1 protein-coding gene is annotated in these 512 nt (G+C 68.4%); it reads left to right on the forward strand.

The window, feature by feature from the left end; genetic code table 11:
* On the forward strand, positions 1-512 hold a 512-nt coding region (locus RM2_RS23310), incomplete at both ends, for a YncE family protein (RefSeq protein ID WP_169846834.1).

The raw sequence follows: 512 nt of genomic DNA on the forward strand, positions 1-512 counted from the left end.
TGGCGCCGGCACGGTGTCGGTGATCGACACCGGCACCAACATGGTCGTGGGCGCGCCTATCCCGGTCGGGGCCGGCCCGCAAGGGGTGGCGATCACCCCGGACGGGGCCTTCGCCTACGTCGCCAACACCGGTGACGGCACGGTGTCGGTGATCGACATCGGCACCAACACGGTGGTCGGGTTGCCGATCATGGTCGGGACCGACCCGTTCGGGGTGGCGATCACCCCGGACGGATCCCGTGTCTACGTCACCAACTTCGGCGACGGTTCGGTGTCGGTGATCGACATCGGCACCAACACGGTGGTCGGGTTGCCGATCATGGTCGGGACCGACCCGTTCGGGGTGGCGATCACCCCGGACGGATCCCGTGTCTACGTCACCAACTTCGGCGACGGTTCGGTGTCGGTGATCGACACCGCCACCAACACGGTGGTCGAAACCGTCGCGGTCGGGACCAACCCGGTCGGGGTGGCGATCACCCCGGACGGGACCCGCGCCTACGTCACCAACC

Source organism: Rhodococcus marinonascens NBRC 14363 (assembly GCF_001894885.1).
GTDB lineage: Bacteria > Actinomycetota > Actinomycetes > Mycobacteriales > Mycobacteriaceae > Rhodococcus_F > Rhodococcus_F marinonascens.